Source organism: Ruegeria sp. BI12 (assembly GCF_056537985.1).
This window is the reverse complement of sequence record NZ_JBQFSL010000001.1, coordinates 867,046-883,622: the sequence shown is the minus strand read 5'-3', so window position 1 is coordinate 883,622 and position 16,577 is coordinate 867,046. Positions and strand designations below refer to the sequence as shown.

Below are 16,577 nucleotides of genomic sequence, written 5' to 3'. Positions count from 1 at the left end.
CGAAAAATCGGTTAAGCTGGATTTTCTTTTATTTTTGAAAGGTCTGCGCGATGTCCGATATCAATTCGGAATAAGTTTCGGGCGGTTGCACCTGCCCTGTGACCCACTGATAAAGGTCCTGATCATTTTCGTGCAGCAACGCGTCATAATTATCCAGACCCGACGAATCCATATCCATAAGGTTTCGGTCAGCATAGGCTGACAGGATCAGGTCCATTTCTTTGATCCCACGCCGCATAGATCGCATCTTCAGGCGCTTAATTCTAACGTCCCGAGGTTCGTTCACCGGCTTTGCTCCAGCATCAGGCGCAGCCGTTTTTCCAGCTTCGCTGCCCGTTCTGCACTGGCGCGCATCTCACCCCGGATCGAACGCAGCTCGGCCACGACATCTGCCAATTCGGGTGCGCCCTCTTCCGCTTCCATCGGGGCATCCATCCCCTCGCCTTCACCGGTCAGCAGCCACATGATCGACACGTTGACCATGCCCGCCATCATCGACAGGCGGTTTGCGCGCGGCTCGGACAGATCGTTTTCCCAAGCTGCAATTGTCGCCTTTTTGACCCCAAGCCTCCGGGCCATCTGGGCTTGCGTCATACCGGCCGCTTCGCGTGCCCCGGCCAGCCTGTCCCCGAATGTCGCTGAGTCCGGTCCATACCAGTCGTTCTCGTCGTTCATCGGGGTCTCCAATTCCTTAATTCATATCGCTTGATCGTCATTCCGGCGCACCCTATGACAGTCAGGCTGAACATACAAACCGAGGCCGACCATGAGTTTCCTTTCTGCGACACTGTCACGCGTAAAGCCTTCGCCTACGATTGCGATCACGGCAAAGGCGGCCGAGCTGAAAGCTGCCGGGCGCGATGTCATCGGCCTAAGCGCGGGTGAGCCCGACTTCGACACGCCGCAAAACATCAAGGACGCGGCCGTTGCGGCCATCGCGGCTGGCAAAACAAAATATACCGCGCCCGACGGCATCCCTGAGTTGAAGCAAGCGGCCTGCGCCAAGATGAAGCGTGACCATGGGCTGGACTATACGCCTGCACAAATTTCGGTCGGCACCGGCGGCAAGCAAACCTTGTACAATGCGCTGATGGCCACAATGAACGAGGGCGATGAGGTTGTGATCCCGGCGCCGTATTGGGTTTCCTATCCCGACATGGTGCTGTTGGCCGGGGGCACTCCGGTCATTGCGGAAACGTCGATCCAGACCAATTTCAAACTGACTGCAGATCAGCTTGAGGCTGCGATCACACCAAAAACCAAATGGCTTATCTTCAACTCACCGTCGAACCCCACTGGTGCAGGCTACAGCCGTGAAGAGCTTAAAGAACTGACCGATGTTCTTATGCGCCATCCGCATGTCTGGGTCATGTCCGACGACATGTATGAACACCTGGCCTATGACGGTTTCGAATTCTGCACCCCGGCGGAAGTTGAACCTCGCTTGTATGACCGGACGCTGACCTGCAATGGTGTTTCAAAAGCCTACGCCATGACCGGCTGGCGCATCGGCTATGCGGCGGGGCCGGTCGAAATCATCGCCGCGATGCGCAAGATTCAGTCACAGTCGACTTCGAACCCCTGCTCGGTCAGCCAGTGGGCGGCAGTTGAGGCGCTGAACGGGACGCAATCCTTTCTGGCTCCCAACAACGAAACCTTCAAACGCCGCCGTGATCTGGTTGTTCGCATGTTGAACGAAATCGACGGCATCAGCTGCCCGACGCCCGAGGGGGCGTTCTACGTCTATCCCTCAATTGCTGGGCTGATCGGCAAGACAACGCCTGCAGGCACCGTGATCGACTCGGATGAGGCCTTTGCGACCGCATTGCTGGAAGAGGTGGACGTGGCCGTTGTCTTCGGCGCGGCCTTTGGTTTGTCGCCGAATTTTCGCGTCAGCTATGCCACCTCGGACGAGGCATTGACCGAAGCCTGCAACCGCATTCAGCGCTTTTGCGCATCATTGACCTGAGTATTCGGTCATGACGTCAGAATTGCCCGAATACTATTTCCGCGTTCGCGAAAACGGGGCCGCGGTTTTCAGGATCGACACTGAAAACCGCCAGCGCCGGATCGAGATGGATCAGATTGCAGTCATCAACATCCGAAACGGCGAAGTGAAACCGCAGGGCCAGCGCACCCTGACCGATGCGGATAAGGCCGAGATTGCCCGTTGGATGGAAGCGCGCAAAGCGTTGCTTGCCCAGCGCGATATCGACGATATTCATCGCGCGGTCGACTATCTGAACTTGACCACGCAATGGGCACAATCCAAGGCTACACCCGAGCAGTTGGAAGAGGTAACCGACCGGCTGCTGCTTGCCATGCATGATCTGCGCACCGTGCTGGTGCGAAAAAAGGCAGACAGGTTCAGCAAAGAGTGATTAGCCGCAGTTTACTCGGCCGGCACGCCAACTTCACGGACTGACCGCATCCAGAATCGCGCCATCAGCAGAACGGCCGCGCAGGCAAGGCCAAGGACTAGGCCCAACCAGATACCGATCCCGTCCATCCCCTGCACGAAGCCAAAGAAATAAGACGCTGGGATTCCGACGACCCAATAGCTGAGTGCGGCCATCACCATTGGCACCTTGGCATCCTGCAATCCGCGCAACAGCCCCAGCGCAATCACCTGCGCCCCATCGACCAACTGGAACAGTGCAGCCATGGCCAAAAGGCCCGTGCCGATAGCCAGAATCTGGGGGCGCTGCGGATCGTCAGGCTCCAGGAATATGGAAATCAATGGCTCTGCGCATGTCAGAAACAAGGTAACCGTCAGAACGGAGACCAGCAGAGACATCACCGTCACCGCAATTGCACCTTTTTCAAGATGCGCGCGATCTTTACGACCCAGAGCGTTCCCGGCGCGGATCGTGGCCGCATTGGATAGGCCTAAATGCACCATGAATGTGGCCGAGGCTAGGTTCAGTGCAATCCCATGAGCCGCCAATGGCACCTGACCGATCCACCCCATCATGAAGGCGGACATGGCGAAAAGCGAAACCTCGGCAAGCAACGTAAACCCAATGGGAATACCCAACCGTAGCACCCTGAACAGCATCTCCCAGTCAGGGCGCCAGAACCTTTGGAACAAATTGTGCTCTGGCAAGACTCGCACTGCGTAGAATATGACAGCGACCAGAGACACAGTCTGCGTCACGACCGAAGCAATCGCTGCCCCCATCACGCCCAGTTCCGGCGCGCCCCAATTGCCAAAGATCAGCGCATAATTGGTCACACCGTTAACCACTGCCGCGGCGACAGTGATCCAAAGAACGATCTGGGTCCGTTCCAATGCTGCCAGATAGGATTTCAACACCATGACGACGAGCGCTGGAAACAACCCCCATCCAGCAACTCGCAGGTATTCTGACGCAGTTTCGGCAACTTGCGGGTCCTGTTTTGCCGCGATCAGAATAGGGTATGACCACCATAGCAAAGGCATCACCAGCATCCCGTAAAGCAACGAAAGCCACAGCCCCATGCGGGTCGACCGGCGAATGCTGGTTTCATCTTCTTCAGCAGCGGCAGTCGCCACCATGGGCATGACCGCCAAACCAAAGCCACCACCCAACAGGAACAGTACAAAGTAATAGCTGCTGGCCAGCGTGACCGCGGCCAATGCCTCGACTCCGTACCAACCCAGCATGACTGTATCGGTCAGTCCAATAGCGAATTGGGCCAAGTGCCCGCCGATTAGCGGCACGCCCAGGACTGCGATAGCCCGAAAGTGGGCACGATATGTCATCACCTTGTTCATCGCATCAGCCATATGCCCGGCCTGAGGCCGGGACAAGAGGCGAACGACGAAATTTCACCTTGAGACTAGATCCTTCCGTTCAATTTTCTGCTCATGAGCTAAGGGCCTCGGCTCAAACCGTTTCCGGATGCAGTGAACTGCCCAGAATATGTTCCGAGTGCTGGATCACGTGATGCGCTTGCCCGACGATCAAAGGATCGGGGCTATCGACGACATCAGCGTTCTTGTCCGGATAGTCTAGCGTTGACAGAAAGTGGCGCATGCAATTCAGGCGCGCACGCTTTTTGTCGTTCGACTTGACGATGGTCCATGGTGCATCGGCAGTGTCGGTATAGAAAAACATCGCCTCCTTGGCCTCGGTGTAGTCGTCCCATTTATTAAGGCTGGCTTTATCGATCGGCGACAGCTTCCACTGTTTCAACGGATCGGTTTCGCGGCTTTTGAACCGGCGTTGTTGTTCGGATTGTGTGACCGAGAACCAGTATTTGTACAGCTGGATGCCAGAGCGTACCAACATCCGCTCCAACTCGGGCGTTTGACGCATGAACTCGAGATATTCGTTCGGAGAACAAAACCCCATCACCCTTTCAACCCCGGCGCGGTTGTACCAGGACCGGTCGTAGAAAACCATCTCACCAACCGTTGGCAGTTCCTGTACATAGCGCTGATAGTACCACTGCCCTTTCTCTTCCCATGTGGGTTTATTCAAGGCAACGACACGTGCTTGCCGTGGGTTCAAATGCTCCATGAAACGTTTGATCGTTCCGCCTTTGCCGGCGGCGTCTCTGCCCTCGAACAGCAAAACAAACCGCTGGCCAGTTTCCTGCGCCCACAACTGCACCTTTAGCAACTCTGCCTGCAGCTGCGCCTTTTCCGCCTCATAGGCTTTACGTGCCATCTTGCGGCCATAAGGATACTTGCCGCTTTCAAAGGCCTGACGAATCTTCTCGGGGCTAGGTTCTGTCGGTGCGGTATTGGCCACCGCTGACAGGTTGGCAGGTTCTTGGATTTTCTCGATCTGCGGAACTATTTCCATTCAGGGTCTCCTTATCTCACTGTCCGGAAAACGCCTAGCAGATGGGTGAAAAATCCGCTTTGATTGGTATCAAGGTTTTGCATCTTTCTGGTCGTGTTTAATCGGTCGCAACAAAGGGCTCAGGTTGTGGAAAACAAGTTCGTTGATCTTACTGGCCATAGCTTTCATCTGCACAGTTGGGGGGACCCCGATCTTCCGCCCTTGTTGATGCTACACGGGTTTCCCGAATATGGCGGCGCGTGGCGGGATCTGGCCCCACATCTGTCTTCGAACTTCTATTGTATCGCCCCGGATCAACGCGGTTACGGCCAAAGCTGGGCGCCAGAAGGCGTCGGCCACTATGCCCTGTCGAAACTGGTCTCGGACATGGCGACACTGATTGAGGGTTTTGCTCGCCCGATTTGTGTGCTCGGCCACGATTGGGGCGCGTCCGTAGCCTATGGGCTGGCCATGTTCCGTCCCGAATTGGTGAGCCGGTTAATCATCGCAAACGGTGTCCATCCTGAGCCGTTCCAACGGGCCATGGCCTCTGGAGGCGCACAGTCTGAGGCTTCGCAATACATCAATGCCCTGCGCAAACCAGACGCTGCAGAGCATTTGTCGGCGGACAATTTCGCCAAGCTCGAACAGTTCTTTCGTTTCGGGATGGGCACAGACTGGCTTTCGGACGCGGAAATGCAGGACTATCGCACTGAATGGGCGCGCCCCGGACGACTGGAGACCATGTTGAACTGGTACCGGGCTTCGCCGCTGGTGGTCGCGAAACCCGGTGCCCCGCGCACAGACTTGCCAGAACTGCCCAAGGACCGCTTGATCGTGCGCTGCCCCCACCTACTGCTGTGGGGGTGCGAAGATAAGGCGTTGTTACCTGAATCGACTGAAGGGCTGGAAGAGTTCGTTCCGGAACTGACGCGTATCGACATTCCAAACGCGGATCATTGGCTGCACCATCAGCAACCCGAGGCAGTGGCGCTGGCAATCATAGGATGGATGGCGCGTTGAGTTCGATTACCGGTGCCCCCAATCCGTTGGATCATCTGAGTTGTTGGGGGACAGACCCAATATGTCGCCGTCTGTAGAGCACCCCAGCCCCAATACGGTTCGGTTCGCATAAGAGAAGTACGAACAGACCTGATTGATTTCGAGTATCTCGCCATCGTCCCATCCAGCCGCGCGCAAAGCTTCCACGTCTTGCTGTTTCATCTCCGCCGGGGCCTCGGTCAATTTGCGTGCATAGTGCATGGCCTCGATCTGGGCCGCATCCAACGGAGCACCCTCTGGTTTACCTGCCTCAATCGCCTCACGAATGGCCTGGCTGCGCGCAGGATCGTCCAACAGACGCTGCAGACCGCCATAATGGTGCTCGACACAATAGCTGCATTTGTTCAGCGCGCTGACCCAAACCCCCAGAACCTCTAGAAACCATTTCGGGATCGTGTTGGCCGAATGATGCAGAACATTCTTGTACAACGCCATGTGGCCTTCCATCGAATGTGGTCGCAACGAGTGCACCATCATGATGTTGTCGACATTGTTGCCCGGGCCGGTAACACGGTCATACAGTTTCCTGAGTTTTCCTGTTGCCTCATCAAAAGGGATTGTTCTGATCCAGCTCATCTTGTTGCCTCCCGTATCTATCTGCTTTTGCGGCCAAATCTAAACAGAATGCAGCAACATTGCGAGCCCTTGGCAGACACGCCTGCCGTAGAAAAAAACTTGCCTGAGCCGACATGCTCTGGGCATTGCCCCCGGCCACCTGATACAGGTCGGCGAACACACCATTTCAATAATGAATTGCAGCTATGCGCTTTCTTCTTTTCTTTTTCGGCCTGTCTGTCTGCGGCCTGATCGCGACCCTGTCCTATCCTGCGTTTGCTGATTGGGTTCTGGTCGCAGGGCCTTGCGTGGTTGCGAGCGCGATACTACTGCTCGGGAAATGGTTGCGCACGGCCAAGGATCCAAAGAATTGGGCTGTCGTCGATGGATCAAATGTTCTGCATTGGCGAGATGGCGTTCCGGACATCGCCACCGTGCGCGAGGTTGTAGACGCTCTGATCGCGACCGGCCTGACACCCGGCGTCGTGTTCGACGCAAATGTCGGCTACAAAATTTCGGATCGTTACATGAAGGACAAAACTCTTGCGGCTCTGCTTGGATTGCCCGTTGATCGCGTAATGGTCGCGCCCAAGGGAACGCCCGCCGACACGCTGGTTCTGCAGGTTGCGCGCGATCTTGGCGCGACCATCGTTACAAACGACCGCTTTCGTGATTGGGCTGACGACTATCCGGATGTACTGCAGGCCAAAGAGCTTGTTCGGGGTGGTTATCGGAACGGGGCTGTTTGGCTGTCGCTGTGAACATGGCTTCAACCAAGACAATCACACAATGCTCTACCTCAGCCCCCAATCAGGGCGCATTGCCCTCGACAAACCGCACACAACACTTCGCGCGCCTCTTCCCCCGGACCACATCACCTGCCATAATGGGACCAAACCCAAAAACAAGAGCAGCACCCATGCCCGACGATCTGTTGACGCCAGAAGCGACCACAACTTATGACGCCTCCTCGATCGAGGTGCTTGAAGGTCTGGAACCGGTCCGCAAACGGCCCGGCATGTATATCGGCGGCACAGACGAACGCGCTCTGCATCATATGGTGGCCGAAATCCTCGATAACTCGATGGACGAAGCGGTCGCAGGCCATGCCAACCGGATTGAGGTTGAACTGCATGCAGATTACGCCCTGACCGTGCGCGACAACGGGCGCGGCATTCCGATCGATCCGCATCCGAAATTCCCCGACAAATCGGCGCTAGAGGTCATTCTATGCACCCTCCACGCGGGCGGTAAATTCTCGGGTAAAGCCTATCAGACTTCAGGTGGTCTTCATGGCGTGGGTGCGTCGGTTGTGAACGCCTTGTCGGATTCAATGGTCGTTCAGGTGGCGCGAGACAAACAACTGTTCGAACAGCGCTTTTCACGCGGTATCCCACTTGGCCCCGTGGAAAAGGTCGGCGCAGCGCCCAACCGGCGTGGCACAACCGTAACATTCCACGCTGACGAAGAAATCTTTGGTCACCACAAGTTCAAACCCGCGCGGCTGTTCAAATCCATCCGCTCCAAGGCTTATCTGTTCTCGGGCGTCGAAATCCGCTGGAAATCTGCCATCGACGATGGCGAAACCCCGACCGAGGCCACGTTCCACTTCCCCGGTGGCCTGTCCGATTATCTGAAAGAAACGATGAACGGCTCGTCCACCTATGCCGAGCAACCCTTTGCTGGCACCGTGGACTTTCGGGAAAAGTTCGGCACCCCCGGCAAAGTTGAATGGGCGATCAACTGGACGCCCTCACGCGACGGGTTCATCCAGTCCTACTGTAACACCGTCCCTACGCCTGAAGGCGGCACACATGTGGCCGGGTTCTGGGCCGCGGTCCTCAAAGGCATCAAAGCCTACGGCGAGCTGATCAACAATAAGAAAGCCACACAAATCACCCGCGATGACCTTATCGCCGGTGGCTGCGCACTGGTGTCCTGTTTCATCAGTGAGCCGGAATTCGTGGGCCAGACCAAAGATCGCCTAGCGACGGTCGAGGCCCAGCGGCTGGTGGAAAACTCGGTCCGCGACCATTTCGATAACTGGCTGGCCGCGGACACGAAATCCGCCGGAGCGATTTTGGACTTCCTCATCCTGCGGGCTGAGGAGCGTCTGCGCCGACGCGCCGAGAAGGAAACACAACGAAAGTCCGCCACTAAAAAACTTCGTCTCCCCGGCAAGTTGGTGGACTGTTCTAGTTCAACACGCGACGGCACGGAATTATTCATCGTCGAAGGCGATTCTGCGGGCGGTTCAGCCAAGATGGGTCGAAACCGCAAAACGCAGGCCCTTTTGCCCCTGCGCGGCAAGATCCTGAACGTGCTGGGCGCGGCCAGTTCCAAGCTGGGCACCAATGCCGAGATCAACGATCTGACGCAGGCTCTGGGCGTGGGGCTGGGCACCAAGTTCAACGTCGACGACCTGCGTTATGACAAGATCATCATCATGACCGATGCGGACGTGGACGGGGCGCATATCGCGGCGCTGCTGATGACGTTCTTCTTTACCCAGATGCGCCCGATGATTGACGCGGGACACCTGTATCTGGCCTGCCCGCCCCTCTACCGCCTGACCCAAGGCGCTAAACGCGTCTACTGTCTGGACGAGGTCGAGCGCGACGAATGGCTTGAGAAAGGTCTGGGCGGCAAGGGCAAGATCGACGTATCCCGCTTCAAGGGTCTGGGCGAAATGGACGCCAAGGACCTGAAGGAGACCACGATGGACCCGGCATCCCGGAAACTGATCCGGGTCACCATCGATGAGGACGAACCCGGCGAGACCGGCGACCTGGTCGAGCGCCTGATGGGCAAAAAACCCGAACTCCGGTTCCAATACATTCAGGAGAACGCGCGGTTTGTGGAAGAGTTGGACGTCTAGTCTATGGCACTGAGCATCACGAAGGTTGTACCCGAACTTCTTTCGCAAACCCCTGAAAAGCGATACACAGCCCGTGAAATTGCGCTTTGGGTTTTTGAGAACTTCCGCGAAGAATGTGAGAACAAACGCGCAAGAAGCAAAGCAAAGAAAATTCCATTAGACACCGATGATGCTCTAGTACAGCAATTGGTTGCAGAAATTGGAGCGCAAAGCCGGGCAATTACTCGACACGCGAACATAAAAGCAACTGAAGGCAGGCCCCGAAAGTTCTATTATTCCGAATTGTCAGAAGAGGCTGAAGCTCAGGCTACAAACGAATCTGACGTTTCGTTTTCAAATAACCCGCAATTCTGCGAACGTGATTTGTACCCACTTTTGTCTATCTACTTGCGGGATGAATTAGACGTTTTCTCAGTTCGGATTGATGAAAAACGTTCTTCCAACCGAAGGGGGCAAAATGGGAATCGCTGGCTTTTCCCCGATCTTGTCGGTTTAGAAGACCTAAGTTCAGCATGGGACCGGGAGACAAAAGACTGTGTTAAGGAGCTTGGAGACACGCGAGCAAAACTTTGGTCATTCGAAGTAAAATTGCATCTGAATTCCACCAACGTTAGAGAAGCCTATTTTCAAACTGTCAGCAACTCATCTTGGGCAAACTACGCCTATCTTGTTGCGGCTGAAATTGAAGGCCGCCTAACTACCCAAGAACTCCGTACACTATCTGGAGTTCATGGAGTTGGAGTAATTGAACTAAACTCTAATTCACCTAACGAAAGCCAGATAATTATCCCCGCGCGAGAACGCCTATCTGTGGATTGGCGGAGCGCTGACAGATTGGTGCAGGAGAACTCTGATTTCCGACAATACGTTAAAACAATAAGGCACTTCCACCAAACAGGCGATCTACGAAAATCTGACTGGGACTACAGTAAACCAGATTGAGCAAATTTGTTAGCTTTCCATATTTCTGATCATAGTACCTCGAAAATTGCGCTTCGAGCATCGATGGTGTGGCGAAGATTACCTCGATGTAGCTAGTTCCAATGTATTCCACCCAAACACCCCCCTTGCCTAACCCGTTGATCCCGTTCACACTTGCGCGCAATTGTCATCAAAGAACAAATTTTGAGGATCCGAGCGTCCAAGACCCAATTTGAACGAACAAATATTTCGAACGGGAGGACAATATGAAGACACTAACCCTCGGGCTGGCCCTTGCTTTGCTGGCCAGTCAGGCAAGCGCGCAGCAGTCGCTGATCGGCGCATCGCCTATTCCGGTCGGGGCAGAGTTACGGTTCTGCTATTATAACGGCCTCGCTTTTTCGGTGGACGCCTATGTTGTGATTCATGGCGAAAACACCGTGACCGAAACGTCCAGTGCGCGCCAAGAACACCTTCTGCGTTGCATCAAAGGTGGTGATGGCGCCATGAAGTGGAAACCGGAGAGCGGTATTCAGGTTAATCGCTGACCTGAAAAGGCGGGTGGTCTAACCCACCTTCATCTCCAGCCAATCCGCGATCTGCCCGGCGGGATCTTCCCAGCCGGGTTCCATGAACAAAAAATGCGCGTGGTTTTCCACGGGCAAGAAAGTTGCGCGGTCTCCGTATAGCTTGGCCAGCGCACGGCAGGTGTCGGGATTGACCGCCCGATCCTCGGTTCCCGACACGATCAGCACCGGACAATCGACCTTGTCGATATCGACCTTCATCGCGTGGTGATCGTCGAACATCCAGAAGAACATCTCGAACATGACCCGGCCGCTTTCGGCCCCCAGTTGGTCGAACACCTCATGCTGCTGCGCCTCGGGCATCTTGTTCAACGCGAAGGGCGCCATCAGGTCGAACTCGACCCGCATGGGCTGTTTCCAGAACGCCCCACCCTCCATCAGCGCGCGCGGAATAGCGCGTTCATCGTCAGTTTCGGGCAACGTCCCCCATGGCGCGTTCGGGTTGATCAGGACAATCGCACTCGCCAACCCGCGTGACGCAACCTGCTGCGCCACCACGCCTGCGATAGCGTGGCCAAGGATGACCGGTTTGCTGTCCAACCCCTGCACAAATTCAGCGATGTCGTTTTCGTAGTCCATGACGCTGGTATCTGTCAGACCCGGATCAGGTTCGGCCTTTGGGTCCCCACCATGAAAACGCAGCGCAGGCGTATGAACCGTCCAGCCACGCGTGCGAAAAAACTCAGCATAATCCGTCATGCACCACGGTCCGGCAAACGCCCCGTGGATCAGAACAATCTCTTTGGTCATGAAAAACGCCCTCTCGTCAGTCACATCCACTATGCGAGACGAAAGGCATAAGCGGCAAGGCCGTCGGTGTCAGACGGACATGCCGATCAAGGCGACGCCAACCGCCATCAAAATCGCCGCACCCAGTCGCCGCATCCAATTGCCCTCATGCAGGAAGACAAACCCGATCAACGCCGCGAAGATCACTGAGGTTTCGCGCAGTGCCGAAACCGCGCCCAGCGGCGCAAAATTCTTGGCATAAAGCACCAGTCCATAGGCCGTCATTGACACCAGCCCGCCGAGGATTCCGATCACCCAGACCTTGGTCGGAAGCTGCGCCAACGTATCCCTTTTTTTGATGCCGACAAAGCCCGCAATGAATAGATGCAGGAACGCACCCCATGCCCAATAGCTGAGCGTATTCCCCGACAATCGCACACCGATGCCATCCACGACCGAATAAATCGAGATGCAAAACCCGGTACCCAGAGCAAACCCCAGCGCCCAGCGTCCGACACCGGACCGCAAGGCCGTCCAACTGCTGAGCTGGATACCAAGCGCGATCAGAGCGATCCCGCCCCACGCCTGCACCGGCAGCACCTCGCCCACCAGGACCATAGCCCAGAGCGAAACCAGCGCCGGCACGATACCCCGCGCGATGGGGTAAACAACGCTCAGGTCCCCGTGCTGATAGGCTTTTCCCAGCATGTAGTAATAGCCGAAATGCACGACTGTCGAGATCAGGATATATGGAAAGCTTTCGGCACTGGGCAACGGCAGCAGCATGATCATGGCTGTCGCCGGGATAACATGGCCAAAAGCGACAAGCCCCAAAGTGGTCGTACGATCGGCAGCCGTTTTGACGATGGCGTTCCAAACCGCATGCAACAACGCTGCCGTCAAAATGATAGCGATGACAAAGAGGGTCACGTCCGAACCTTTCGCACTGAAAACCAGCCCGGAATAAGGGCTGGTTTCGTCATTTGCACAGCAAGAGACGGATCACAATGCGGTTTTGAACAACGTGGTCAGGTTCTCTTCGGTCAGTTCGATTGGGTTCCCACCACAGGAAGGGTCAATGATCGCGCCGTTGACAAGTTCGGGGATCGCGGTCTCGGTCACACCCAGATCGGACAGTTTCCGAGGGATGCCCAGCGTATCGTTGAACTCTTGCACAAAGGCGCGGAAGCCATCAAAGCCACCATCGATACCCAAATATGCGGCAGCAGACTGGAACCGGTCAGCAACAGCGGGTGCGTTGAATTCCAGGACAATGGGCATGCAAACCGCGTTGGTGGTGCCGTGGTGCGTATTGAATACCGCGCCGATAGGATGGCTCATGGCGTGGATTGCGCCCAGACCTTTCTGAAAGGCGGTCGCCCCCATGGCCGCAGCACACATCATCTGTGCCCGGGCCTCTATGTCGGTGCCATCTGCGTAAGCGCGCGGCAGGTACTCCTTGACCAACCGCATGCCCTCCAGCGCAATGCCCTGACTCATCGGATGATGGTGCGGGCTTGAATAGGCCTCAACGCAGTGTGCGAACGCATCCAGACCCGTACCCGCCGTGATGAATTTGGGCATTCCCACTGTCAATTCAGGGTCACAGATCACTACGGTAGGCAGAACCTTGGGGTGAAAGATGATCTTTTTTGCATGGGTTTCAGAATTGGTGATGACGCTGGCTCGGCCAACTTCAGATCCGGTTCCGGCGGTGGTGGGCACAGCAATGATTGGCGCGATCACATCCGCGTCGGCACGAGTCCACCAGTCGCCGATATCCTCGAAATCCCAAACGGGGCGTTTCTGCCCCGCCATAAAGGCAACCATCTTGCCCAAATCCAGCCCGGACCCGCCGCCAAAGGCGATCACACCATCATGGCCGCCAGCGTTATAGGCCTCGACACCTGCCTCAAGGTTCTTTTCGTTCGGGTTGGGATCCACGTCGCTGAATAGCCCGCGACCCAGCCCTGCGGCCTCCATAATATCCAACGTTGCCGAAGTTATCGGCAGATCGGCCAGCCCTTTGTCGGTGACCAACAACGGCCTTTTCATACCAGCGGCAGCACATGCCTCGGGCAGTTCCTTGATGCGGCCTGCGCCGAATTTGATAGCGGTCGGATAGGACCAGTTTCCAACAAGTGACATGTCAGGTTTCCTTTGTAATTTGAGACCTGCCCGGCCGAGGGGGTCTGAACCGGGCAGGCCGTTGCCCTTAGCCCGTGACCTTTTTCAGGTGGTAGGATTTAGGACGTGTCAGGTTGTGATAACCGATTATGGATAGCCCGCCGCCGCGCCCGGTGTTCTTACAACCGGTCCAGCACAGGCCCGGATCCAAATAATCCGCGCGGTTCATGAACACAGTTCCGGTTTCGATTGCATCGCCCACCCGTGCGGCCCGGTCTACATCTCGGGTCCACAGGCTGGCTGTCAGACCAAATTCACTGTCATTCATCAAAGCGATGGCTTCGTCATCCGAGGACACTTTCATGATGCCGACCACAGGACCGAAACTCTCATCCCGCATTACCCGCATGTCGTGCGTGACGTCGGTCAGGATTTGTGGTGTCAGGTAAGCGCCCCCATCATCCTCGGCAAATGTATCGATATGGGCCACGGCCCCCGCTTCGACAGCCTCGGCGATCTGCGCGCGTACTTCGTCGGCGAAACGTACATTGGCCATCGGACCAATTGTCGTCTCAGTATCCAGCGGGTTGCCCAGCTTATAGCCCTTCACAACCTCAACCGCCTTGGCGACGAAGGCATCATACAGGCTTTCGTGGACGTAAATCCGTTCGATCCCGCAGCAGCATTGGCCAGAGTTGAACATTGCGCCGTCAATCAACGTCTCCACGGCAGCATCCAGATCGGCATCGTCCATGACATAGCCCGGATCTTTGCCACCCAACTCGGTCCCAACGCCGGTGAAGGTTCCCGCTGCCGCGCGCTCCATCGCTTGGCCGCCACCGACCGATCCGGTGAAATTTACAAAGTCAAAGGCGTTGCCCGCAATCAGGTCGTTGGTCACATCATGGTTTAGGAAAACGTTTTGAAACACGTCCTCCGGTACACCAGCCGCATGGAAAGCCCGCGCCATGCGCTCGCCCACCAAAAGAGTCTGTGTTGCGTGCTTGAGGACAACAGTATTCCCCGCAATCAGAGCCGGAGCCACCGTGTTGATCGCCGTCATATAGGGATAGTTCCACGGTGCCACCACAAAGACCACACCGTGCGGGATGCGTTTGATGTACCTTTTGAAGGTCTCATCCTCGCCCACCGCGATATCGGCCAGGGATGCCTCGGCGATCTCCGCCATGTGGCTTGCGCGCTCGTTAAAGCCGCCAAACTCTCCGCCATAGCGTACCGGACGCCCCATCATATGCGCCAACTCAGGCACAATCTCGTCGTTCATCGCCCCAACAGCGGCCACACCGGCCATGACAAGATCAATACGCTCCTGCAAAGGACGCGCGGCCCAATCGACCTGTGCGGCCCGCGCCCGAGCCGCGACCTCAAAGGCCGCTTCTTGCGACAGGACCTCACGTTCAGCAAAAACCGACCCATCAATCGGCGAGACACATTTCAACATCTGCCCCATAACCACTCCATTTCCGAAAGAAACAGGATCACTGTTTCGTCTGGCTAAAAATATCCCGGGGGCGTGGGGCAGCGCCCCCAGCCTGACCCGATCTCAAGCCCGCTCAAACCCGCGGGCAACTTCCCAATCGGTCACTACGCGCTCGAATTCCTCGATCTCGACTTCCGCTGCACGGGCATAGTGATCGACCACATCATCACCCATAGCCGCGCGCAGCATTGCCGATCCGTGCAGCGCATCCCGTGCCGTGCGCAGGTTGCCTGGGATCATGCCTGTGTCACCCTGATAGACATCGCCCTTGGTCGGCGGCTGTAATTCCAGACCTTCTTCGATCCCGGCTATCCCGGCAGCAAGCATTCCAGCCATCGCCAAATAGGGGTTCATATCTGATCCCGGAATTCGACATTCGACCCGCACAGACTTCGTCCCATCCCCACACAGACGGAACCCAGCCGTGCGGTTGTCTACCGACCAGATAATCCGCGTCGGCGCAAAGGTTCCCTTCATGAAGCGTTTGTAGCTGTTGATGTAAGGCGCCATGAAATAGGTGTAATCACCGGCGTATTTCAACAAACCAGCCATATAGTTTTTCATCAGCGCCGACATGCCCAACGCATCATCAACGTCATAAAAGGCAGGCTTGCCGTCCGCCCATAGCGATTGGTGTACGTGGCTGGAGCTGCCGACCTTGTCGTGATGCCATTTCGGCAGGAATGTCGCAGCGTGACCGTGTTGCCAGGCGATCTCTTTCACCGCGTTCTTAGCGATTGAATGGTACTCGGCCGTGTCCATGGCCAGGGCGTATTTGATGTTCAGTTCTTCTTGCCCAGTCTCGGCCTCACCTTTCGAATTCTCAACCGGAATCCCCGCATTCCACAGATGGTTGCGGATCGGGCGCATCACGTGCTCCTCCTTTGTGGTCTGGAGGATGTGGTAATCTTCATTATAGCCCGAGATCGGCTCCAGATCGTGGAAACCTTCCTTGCGGATCTGGTCGAAGCTTTTTTCGAACAGGAAAAACTCCAGTTCGGTGGCGCACATCGCGTCATAGCCCATGGCTTTGAGGCGATTGACCTGTTTCTTCAGGATCGAGCGCGGCGCATGCGGCACTTCCTCATGCGTGTGGTGATCAAGCACATCGCACATCACCATCACGGTTCCTTCCAGCCAAGGCACCGGCCGCAGAGTGCTGAGATCCGGCTTCATGACATAGTCGCCATAACCCCGCTCCCAACTGGTCGAGGCGTAGCCGTCCGGCGTGCCCATCTCCAGATCCGTAGCCAGTAGGTAATTGCAACAATGGGTTTCTTCCCACGCACCTGCCACGAAATGACCTGCGTGAAACCGCTTGCCCATCAGCCGGCCCTGCATGTCCACCATGCAAACTAGTACGGTGTCGACCTCGCCCGCTTCGAATTTGGCTTTCAGATCGGCCAAAATCGCTTCATTGCCCATCATTGGTTTCCTTTGTCACT

At 56.2% G+C, this 16,577-nt stretch carries 17 protein-coding genes; 7 read left to right on the top strand and 10 right to left on the bottom strand.

The annotated features are described in order from the left end of the window. Nucleotides 1-28 precede the first annotated feature (28 nt). Together ACR0AK_RS04590 and ACR0AK_RS04585 are read right to left on the bottom strand one after the other, a co-directional pair. Entirely contained in the window at nucleotides 29-247 is a 219-nt protein-coding gene (locus tag ACR0AK_RS04590; protein ID WP_174822513.1) for a succinate dehydrogenase assembly factor 2, read from the bottom strand. A gap of 35 nt (nucleotides 248-282) precedes the next feature. After that, nucleotides 283-675, bottom strand: coding sequence for a helix-turn-helix domain-containing protein (locus ACR0AK_RS04585; RefSeq protein WP_170560832.1), 393 nt, complete (start codon nucleotides 673-675; stop codon nucleotides 283-285). A gap of 91 nt (nucleotides 676-766) precedes the next feature. On the opposite strand from ACR0AK_RS04585, the gene ACR0AK_RS04580 reads away from it, so the two are divergent. Together ACR0AK_RS04580 and ACR0AK_RS04575 are read left to right on the top strand one after the other, a co-directional pair. Further along, the gene (locus ACR0AK_RS04580; RefSeq protein WP_480792524.1) at nucleotides 767-1,969 is read left to right on the top strand and encodes a pyridoxal phosphate-dependent aminotransferase; all 1,203 of its coding nucleotides are present in this window, start codon (nucleotides 767-769) and stop codon (nucleotides 1,967-1,969) included. 10 nt (nucleotides 1,970-1,979) lie between these two features. Beyond that, a complete protein-coding gene (locus ACR0AK_RS04575; protein WP_480792523.1) occupies nucleotides 1,980-2,381 on the top strand; it encodes a hypothetical protein in 402 nt (133 codons plus the stop codon). A gap of 11 nt (nucleotides 2,382-2,392) precedes the next feature. Here ACR0AK_RS04575 and ACR0AK_RS04570 read toward each other — a convergent pair whose 3' ends face one another. Together ACR0AK_RS04570 and ppk2 are read right to left on the bottom strand one after the other, a co-directional pair. After that, the gene (locus tag ACR0AK_RS04570) at nucleotides 2,393-3,745 is read right to left on the bottom strand and encodes an MATE family efflux transporter (protein ID WP_480792522.1); all 1,353 of its coding nucleotides are present in this window, start codon (nucleotides 3,743-3,745) and stop codon (nucleotides 2,393-2,395) included. 124 nt (nucleotides 3,746-3,869) lie between these two features. Beyond that, nucleotides 3,870-4,793 carry a polyphosphate kinase 2 gene (ppk2, locus tag ACR0AK_RS04565; protein WP_480792521.1) on the bottom strand — a complete coding sequence of 308 codons (924 nt, stop codon included), beginning with the start codon at nucleotides 4,791-4,793 and terminating at the stop codon, nucleotides 3,870-3,872. A 126-nt stretch (nucleotides 4,794-4,919) separates the two neighbouring features. Between ppk2 and ACR0AK_RS04560 the strand changes: the two genes are divergently transcribed. Then, nucleotides 4,920-5,795, top strand: a complete 876-nt coding sequence (locus ACR0AK_RS04560) for an alpha/beta fold hydrolase (protein WP_480792520.1) — start codon at nucleotides 4,920-4,922, stop codon at nucleotides 5,793-5,795. Between the two features lie 6 nt (nucleotides 5,796-5,801). Here the strand turns inward: ACR0AK_RS04560 and ACR0AK_RS04555 are convergent, their stop codons facing one another. Then, nucleotides 5,802-6,410, bottom strand: a complete 609-nt coding sequence (locus ACR0AK_RS04555) for a carboxymuconolactone decarboxylase family protein (protein ID WP_480792519.1) — start codon at nucleotides 6,408-6,410, stop codon at nucleotides 5,802-5,804. Between the two features lie 185 nt (nucleotides 6,411-6,595). On the opposite strand from ACR0AK_RS04555, the gene ACR0AK_RS04550 reads away from it, so the two are divergent. The 4 genes from ACR0AK_RS04550 to ACR0AK_RS04535 all read left to right on the top strand — a co-directional run bounded on the left by ACR0AK_RS04550 (nucleotide 6,596) and on the right by ACR0AK_RS04535 (nucleotide 10,736). Next, complete coding sequence (locus ACR0AK_RS04550; protein WP_480792518.1) at nucleotides 6,596-7,150, top strand: NYN domain-containing protein; 555 nt, start codon at nucleotides 6,596-6,598, stop codon at nucleotides 7,148-7,150. 158 nt (nucleotides 7,151-7,308) lie between these two features. Continuing rightward, nucleotides 7,309-9,267 carry a DNA topoisomerase IV subunit B gene (gene parE, locus ACR0AK_RS04545; RefSeq protein ID WP_170560838.1) on the top strand — a complete coding sequence of 653 codons (1,959 nt, stop codon included), beginning with the start codon at nucleotides 7,309-7,311 and terminating at the stop codon, nucleotides 9,265-9,267. Between the two features lie 3 nt (nucleotides 9,268-9,270). Further along, the gene (locus ACR0AK_RS04540; RefSeq protein ID WP_480792517.1) at nucleotides 9,271-10,209 is read left to right on the top strand and encodes a COG2958 family protein; all 939 of its coding nucleotides are present in this window, start codon (nucleotides 9,271-9,273) and stop codon (nucleotides 10,207-10,209) included. Nucleotides 10,210-10,454: 245 nt separating this feature from the next. Further along, on the top strand, nucleotides 10,455-10,736 hold the full coding sequence (locus ACR0AK_RS04535; RefSeq protein WP_480792516.1) for a hypothetical protein: 282 nt from the start codon (nucleotides 10,455-10,457) through the stop codon (nucleotides 10,734-10,736). An 18-nt stretch (nucleotides 10,737-10,754) separates the two neighbouring features. Here the strand turns inward: ACR0AK_RS04535 and ACR0AK_RS04530 are convergent, their stop codons facing one another. The 5 genes from ACR0AK_RS04530 to ACR0AK_RS04510 all read right to left on the bottom strand — a co-directional run bounded on the left by ACR0AK_RS04530 (nucleotide 10,755) and on the right by ACR0AK_RS04510 (nucleotide 16,557). Continuing rightward, nucleotides 10,755-11,525: an alpha/beta hydrolase gene (locus ACR0AK_RS04530; RefSeq protein ID WP_480792515.1), complete on the bottom strand. Its 771-nt coding sequence runs from the start codon at nucleotides 11,523-11,525 to the stop codon at nucleotides 10,755-10,757. A 69-nt stretch (nucleotides 11,526-11,594) separates the two neighbouring features. After that, nucleotides 11,595-12,434, bottom strand: a complete 840-nt coding sequence (locus ACR0AK_RS04525) for an EamA family transporter (protein ID WP_480792514.1) — start codon at nucleotides 12,432-12,434, stop codon at nucleotides 11,595-11,597. Nucleotides 12,435-12,506: 72 nt separating this feature from the next. Then, nucleotides 12,507-13,652: an iron-containing alcohol dehydrogenase gene (locus tag ACR0AK_RS04520; RefSeq protein WP_480792513.1), complete on the bottom strand. Its 1,146-nt coding sequence runs from the start codon at nucleotides 13,650-13,652 to the stop codon at nucleotides 12,507-12,509. A 67-nt stretch (nucleotides 13,653-13,719) separates the two neighbouring features. Next, nucleotides 13,720-15,102 (bottom strand): aldehyde dehydrogenase family protein, encoded by a 1,383-nt coding sequence (locus ACR0AK_RS04515; protein WP_480792512.1) that lies wholly within the window; start codon nucleotides 15,100-15,102, stop codon nucleotides 13,720-13,722. A 93-nt stretch (nucleotides 15,103-15,195) separates the two neighbouring features. Beyond that, the gene (locus tag ACR0AK_RS04510) at nucleotides 15,196-16,557 is read right to left on the bottom strand and encodes a glutamine synthetase family protein (RefSeq protein WP_480792511.1); all 1,362 of its coding nucleotides are present in this window, start codon (nucleotides 16,555-16,557) and stop codon (nucleotides 15,196-15,198) included. Nucleotides 16,558-16,577: the final 20 nt, after the last annotated feature.

Bases quoted from the DNA above. Each gene is read 5' to 3' on its own strand.
- ACR0AK_RS04550 (WP_480792518.1), top strand. From the start codon at position 6,596: ATGCGCTTTCTTCTTTTCTTTTTCGGCCTGTCTGTCTGCGGCCTGATC.
- ACR0AK_RS04570 (WP_480792522.1), bottom strand. From the start codon at position 3,745: ATGACATATCGTGCCCACTTTCGGGCTATCGCAGTCCTGGGCGTGCCG.
- ACR0AK_RS04510 (WP_480792511.1), bottom strand. From the start codon at position 16,557: ATGGGCAATGAAGCGATTTTGGCCGATCTGAAAGCCAAATTCGAAGCG.
- ACR0AK_RS04580 (WP_480792524.1), top strand. From the start codon at position 767: ATGAGTTTCCTTTCTGCGACACTGTCACGCGTAAAGCCTTCGCCTACG.
- ACR0AK_RS04590 (WP_174822513.1), bottom strand. From the start codon at position 247: ATGCGATCTATGCGGCGTGGGATCAAAGAAATGGACCTGATCCTGTCA.
- ACR0AK_RS04515 (WP_480792512.1), bottom strand. From the start codon at position 15,102: ATGGGGCAGATGTTGAAATGTGTCTCGCCGATTGATGGGTCGGTTTTT.
- ACR0AK_RS04535 (WP_480792516.1), top strand. From the start codon at position 10,455: ATGAAGACACTAACCCTCGGGCTGGCCCTTGCTTTGCTGGCCAGTCAG.
- ACR0AK_RS04530 (WP_480792515.1), bottom strand. From the start codon at position 11,525: ATGACCAAAGAGATTGTTCTGATCCACGGGGCGTTTGCCGGACCGTGG.
- ACR0AK_RS04520 (WP_480792513.1), bottom strand. From the start codon at position 13,652: ATGTCACTTGTTGGAAACTGGTCCTATCCGACCGCTATCAAATTCGGC.
- ACR0AK_RS04585 (WP_170560832.1), bottom strand. From the start codon at position 675: ATGAACGACGAGAACGACTGGTATGGACCGGACTCAGCGACATTCGGG.
- ACR0AK_RS04540 (WP_480792517.1), top strand. From the start codon at position 9,271: ATGGCACTGAGCATCACGAAGGTTGTACCCGAACTTCTTTCGCAAACC.
- parE (WP_170560838.1), top strand. From the start codon at position 7,309: ATGCCCGACGATCTGTTGACGCCAGAAGCGACCACAACTTATGACGCC.
- ACR0AK_RS04555 (WP_480792519.1), bottom strand. From the start codon at position 6,410: ATGAGCTGGATCAGAACAATCCCTTTTGATGAGGCAACAGGAAAACTC.
- ppk2 (WP_480792521.1), bottom strand. From the start codon at position 4,793: ATGGAAATAGTTCCGCAGATCGAGAAAATCCAAGAACCTGCCAACCTG.
- ACR0AK_RS04575 (WP_480792523.1), top strand. From the start codon at position 1,980: ATGACGTCAGAATTGCCCGAATACTATTTCCGCGTTCGCGAAAACGGG.